The sequence below is a fragment of the Streptococcus parasanguinis genome, from assembly GCF_001578955.1.
GTDB classification, from domain to species: Bacteria; Bacillota; Bacilli; order Lactobacillales; family Streptococcaceae; genus Streptococcus; species Streptococcus parasanguinis_U.
The window spans coordinates 607,744-612,009 of the sequence record NZ_KQ969689.1; the positions used below are offsets into that span (position 1 = coordinate 607,744).

Here is a 4,266-nt window from a genome sequence, read left to right on the forward strand (position 1 = left end):
CGGTGGGGGTCAAGAAAAAGAAATGCGCTCGACAACTGAGAATGTGGCAGGTATCGCAGCAACAGCAAAAGCCCTACGCTTAGCTATGGAAAACCAAGAAGCTTTTGCCAGCAAGACCCAGCAGATGAAAGAAGTCATCCGCAAAGAATTGTCTAACTATCCAGATGTCACTATCTTTTCTGGTGAGGATCACTTTGCGCCTCATATCTTGACTTTCGGGATCAAGGGGGTTCGTGGAGAAGTAGTAGTCCATGCCTTTGAAGAGTTTGATATTTACATCTCGACAACCAGTGCCTGCTCGTCCAAAGCTGGTAAACCAGCTGGAACCTTGATTGCTATGGGAGTGGATAAGAGTATTGCACAGACAGCTGTTCGCTTGAGTCTCGATCTTGAAAATGACATGAGCCAAGTCGAGCAATTCTTGACCAAGTTCAAACTGATTTACGAACAAACACGAAAAGTACGTTAATTTTAGAAGGAAATCAACATGACCTTAACCTATTCAGAAATTATGATTCGCTATGGAGAGCTTTCTACTAAAGGAAAGAATCGCATGCGTTTCATCAATAAACTTCGCAATAATATCCAATCTGTTTTATCTATCTATCCAGCTGTCAAAGTGACAGCGGATCGTGATCGAGCGCATGCTTATCTACATGGGACGGATTATGAACCGGTAGCCGAATCCCTCAAGCAGGTTTTTGGAATCCAAAATTTTTCACCTGTTTACAAGATTGAAAAATCAGTACCAGCCTTGAAAGCGGCGGTGCAAGAGATTATGAAGGAGATTTACAAGGACGGCTTGACCTTTAAAATCTCAAGTAAGCGCAGTGACCATACCTTTGAACTCGATAGTCGCGAGCTCAACCAAACCTTGGGAGGTGCGGTCTTTGAAGCGATCCCAACGATTCAAGCTCAGATGAAAAAACCAGATATCAACTTGCAAGTTGAAATTCGAGAAGAAGCAGCCTACATCTCTTATGAAACTATTAAGGGAGCAGGTGGCCTTCCGGTTGGCACATCTGGCAAGGGCATGCTCATGCTTTCTGGTGGAATTGACTCTCCAGTAGCTGGTTACCTAGCCTTGAAGCGGGGTGTGGATATCGAGGCGGTTCACTTTGCTAGCCCACCTTATACCAGCCCAGGAGCTCTTAAAAAAGCTCATGATCTAACACGGAAGTTGACCAAGTTTGGGGGCAATATCCAATTTATCGAGGTGCCCTTCACGGAGATCCAAGAGGAAATCAAGGCAAAAGCACCAGAAGCTTACCTCATGACTTTGACCCGTCGCTTTATGATGCGCATTACAGACCGCATTCGCGAGGTTCGCGGTGGTTTGGTCATTATCAATGGTGAAAGCTTGGGACAAGTGGCTAGCCAAACCTTAGAGAGTATGCAGGCCATCAATGCAGTGACCAATACGCCGGTTATCCGTCCGGTAGTGACCATGGACAAATTGGAAATCATCGATATTGCCCAAGAGATTGATACCTTTGAAATCTCTATCCAGCCATTCGAAGATTGTTGTACCATCTTTGCACCAGATCGTCCAAAGACGAATCCGAAACTCAAAAATGCGGAGCAGTATGAGCAACGGATGGATGTGGAAGCTTTGGTTGAGCGTGCGGTAGCAGGTATCATCGTAACAGAGATCACACCAAAAGCAGAAAAAGATGAGGTCGATGACCTGATCGAGGATTTGCTATAGGAGAGACTGGGAGTATCCAGCTTCTTTTTCTAACCAACTTAAAGGAGACAAGATGAAAAAAATTATCGTTTTAATGACAAGTTTGCTTCTGTTGACAGGCTGTGTCAAAGTATCATTTACTGGCCCGAAAAAAGAAGAAAAGACCAGCCAGTCAACCAGCAGTAAAAAAGAAACGCTCACATTTGTCAGAGCCGACCAGTACAAAGATCAGGACAACGAAGTCTTGGAAGCATCTGAGAAATTTATCAAGGAACATCCAACGCTTGGAGAACCTGGAAAATTATTTGTCTTTTTCCCAGGCTATACCTTTGGAAATGAGGAAAATCGCTTCGCCTTATTCTTTATTGTGAATCGTACCACCACAACCATCGATCGTGATGGATCCTTTGTCCTGAATTTGGAATATGATGGAGAGCCGCTTTTTAAAGATGTTACAGTTGACTATGAAGTGAGCGAATCGGGTGTGTTAAAACCAAATACTGCTGCAGCGATTCCGATAAAAATTACTAAGGAACAAGAAGAAAAAATGAAGGGGATGAACGATTCGTCTAAAGCCAAAATGAGCTTCAATGACTTTAAATTTAAGGATAAGTAGATGAAGGCAGGTTTTGAATGCGATCTTAAACTACAAGATACAAAAAATAGATTTTTCAAAGAAAATTCGCTTTCAAAGCGCAAAAATACTTGTCTTTGTCTGATAGAAGTGATATACTTAGAGAGTTGACTATGCACATGCCTGTGCAACCGCTCGAACATCGTCGCTCATTTCCATGAGAGTAAGTGGTTCGTCCCACGATGCTAGGCGAGTCTTCACAAAAATACGGGGAAACCCAAAAATACATAGGAGGTGCATAATGAGCACATACGCAATCATTAAAACTGGCGGAAAACAAGTTAAAGTTGAAGTTGGTCAAGCAGTCTACGTTGAAAAATTGAACGTTGAAGCTGGTCAAGAAGTTACATTTAACGAAGTTGTTCTTGTTGGTGGTGAAAACACTGTTGTCGGAACTCCACTTGTTTCAGGAGCTACTGTTGTTGGAACTGTTGAAAAACAAGGAAAACAAAAGAAAGTTGTTACTTACAAGTACAAACCTAAAAAAGGTAGCCACCGTAAACAAGGTCACCGTCAACCTTACACTAAAGTTGTCATCAACGCTATCAACGCTTAATTTTTAGGAGAACACATGATACAAGCAGTCTTTGAACGAGCCGAAGATGGCGAGCTGAGGAGTGCAGAAATCACTGGGCACGCTGGAAGCGGTGAATATGGCTTTGATGTCGTGTGTGCATCGGTTTCGACTCTAGCCATTAACTTTGTCAACTCTGTTGAGAAATTTGCAGGCTACGAACCGGATCTAGAATTAAACGAAGAAGAAGGTGGCTTCCTTCGGGTCACAATCCCGACAGATATTCCACCACATCAAAGAGAAATGACCCAACTATTCTTTGAATCATTTTTCTTAGGGATGGCAAACTTATCGGAGAACTCTTCAGAGTTCGTCCAAACAAGAGTTATCACAGAAAACTAACATGGAGGAAAACAATTATGTTGAAATTGAATCTTGCTAACTTGCAACTTTTCGCCCACAAAAAAGGTGGAGGTTCTACATCAAACGGACGTGATTCACAAGCAAAACGTCTTGGAGCTAAAGCAGCTGATGGACAAACTGTAACAGGTGGATCTATCCTTTACCGTCAACGCGGTACACACATCTACCCAGGTGTGAACGTTGGACGTGGTGGAGACGATACTTTGTTCGCAAAAGTTGAAGGCGTAGTACGCTTCGAACGTAAAGGTCGCGATAAAAAACAAGTTTCTGTTTACCCAATCGCAAAATAATCGCTCTAAGTAGCATTAAAAGAGGCTTTCCGAGTTTTCGGAGAGCCTCTTTTTTTGTTTTGATACCCACCGTGATACCCATATTTCAAAAACCAATGTAAGAAGCAAACTTGTCAGCTACTTCATCCTTTGCTTTTTGCGTGACGTGAGCATAGATGTCCATAGTGGTTTGAATATTCTCATGACCGAGTCTTTCCTGGACCTCCTTGATAGTAGCACCAGCTTCGAAGAGTAGTGAGCAGTGTGTATGCCTAAATCCATGTGGTGTGATTCGTTTGAAATCAGGGTACTTCCTCCAGATTCTGTTCAACATATTGTTGACATGGACAACACTCTTAGGTTCTCCACTCTCATTTTTAAACAGAAGTCCTTTTGTACTATACTTGTGCCAATCTTTTAAAACCTTGATTGTTTTTGAATCGAGGGTAATTGTTCGGGCACTCTTTTTTGTTTTTGGAGTCTGAAAGATAAGTTTATTATCTTCACCCTTGGCCAAGGTTTGATTGACAGTAATCTGTCCTTTTTTAAAATCGACATCAGACCATCTTAGAGCGCTAATCTCATTTTTTCGCATTCCGGTAAAAGCTAGTAATCTAAAATACGTCAGCATTTCATTATCGTCGAAGCCTTTAACGATTTTAAAAAATTCCTTAAGTTCTTCTTTGTTGTAGAACTTTTCAAGCTCATCTGTATTATTTTTTTGTCGTTTAGGCTTCAG

The 4,266-nt window shown here is 42.0% G+C and carries 7 protein-coding genes and 1 other annotated feature; of the genes, 6 read left to right on the forward strand and 1 reads right to left on the reverse strand.

Annotated features, from left to right (window positions below):
• From SPADD19_RS12510 to rpmA, 6 genes are all read left to right on the forward strand, one after another.
• The coding region (locus tag SPADD19_RS12510) for an aminotransferase class V-fold PLP-dependent enzyme (RefSeq protein ID WP_241496440.1) at nucleotides 1–469 on the forward strand (469 nt) is incomplete at its 5' end.
• A gap of 18 nt (nucleotides 470–487) precedes the next feature.
• Entirely contained in the window at nucleotides 488–1,708 is a 1,221-nt protein-coding gene (gene thiI, locus SPADD19_RS02805; protein WP_003016466.1) for a tRNA uracil 4-sulfurtransferase ThiI, read from the forward strand.
• A gap of 52 nt (nucleotides 1,709–1,760) precedes the next feature.
• Nucleotides 1,761–2,303: a membrane lipoprotein lipid attachment site-containing protein gene (locus SPADD19_RS02810; RefSeq protein ID WP_061455131.1), complete on the forward strand. Its 543-nt coding sequence runs from the start codon at nucleotides 1,761–1,763 to the stop codon at nucleotides 2,301–2,303.
• Nucleotides 2,304–2,440: 137 nt separating this feature from the next.
• Nucleotides 2,441–2,528, forward strand: a sequence feature (ribosomal protein L21 leader region).
• 34 nt (nucleotides 2,529–2,562) lie between these two features.
• Nucleotides 2,563–2,877, forward strand: coding sequence for a 50S ribosomal protein L21 (rplU, locus tag SPADD19_RS02815; RefSeq protein WP_003007734.1), 315 nt, complete (start codon nucleotides 2,563–2,565; stop codon nucleotides 2,875–2,877).
• A 15-nt stretch (nucleotides 2,878–2,892) separates the two neighbouring features.
• The gene (locus tag SPADD19_RS02820) at nucleotides 2,893–3,237 is read left to right on the forward strand and encodes a ribosomal-processing cysteine protease Prp (protein ID WP_003002581.1); all 345 of its coding nucleotides are present in this window, start codon (nucleotides 2,893–2,895) and stop codon (nucleotides 3,235–3,237) included.
• Between the two features lie 17 nt (nucleotides 3,238–3,254).
• Nucleotides 3,255–3,548, forward strand: a complete 294-nt coding sequence (gene rpmA, locus SPADD19_RS02825; protein WP_003002805.1) for a 50S ribosomal protein L27 — start codon at nucleotides 3,255–3,257, stop codon at nucleotides 3,546–3,548.
• A gap of 85 nt (nucleotides 3,549–3,633) precedes the next feature.
• Here the strand turns inward: rpmA and SPADD19_RS11450 are convergent.
• Nucleotides 3,634–4,266 (reverse strand): site-specific integrase (locus SPADD19_RS11450; RefSeq protein ID WP_164905823.1); only part of this gene is annotated, 633 nt, incomplete at its 5' end.

Bases quoted from the DNA above. Each gene is read 5' to 3' on its own strand.
- thiI (WP_003016466.1), top strand. From the start codon at position 488: ATGACCTTAACCTATTCAGAAATTATGATTCGCTATGGAGAGCTTTCT.
- rplU (WP_003007734.1), top strand. From the start codon at position 2,563: ATGAGCACATACGCAATCATTAAAACTGGCGGAAAACAAGTTAAAGTT.
- SPADD19_RS02810 (WP_061455131.1), top strand. From the start codon at position 1,761: ATGAAAAAAATTATCGTTTTAATGACAAGTTTGCTTCTGTTGACAGGC.
- rpmA (WP_003002805.1), top strand. From the start codon at position 3,255: ATGTTGAAATTGAATCTTGCTAACTTGCAACTTTTCGCCCACAAAAAA.
- SPADD19_RS02820 (WP_003002581.1), top strand. From the start codon at position 2,893: ATGATACAAGCAGTCTTTGAACGAGCCGAAGATGGCGAGCTGAGGAGT.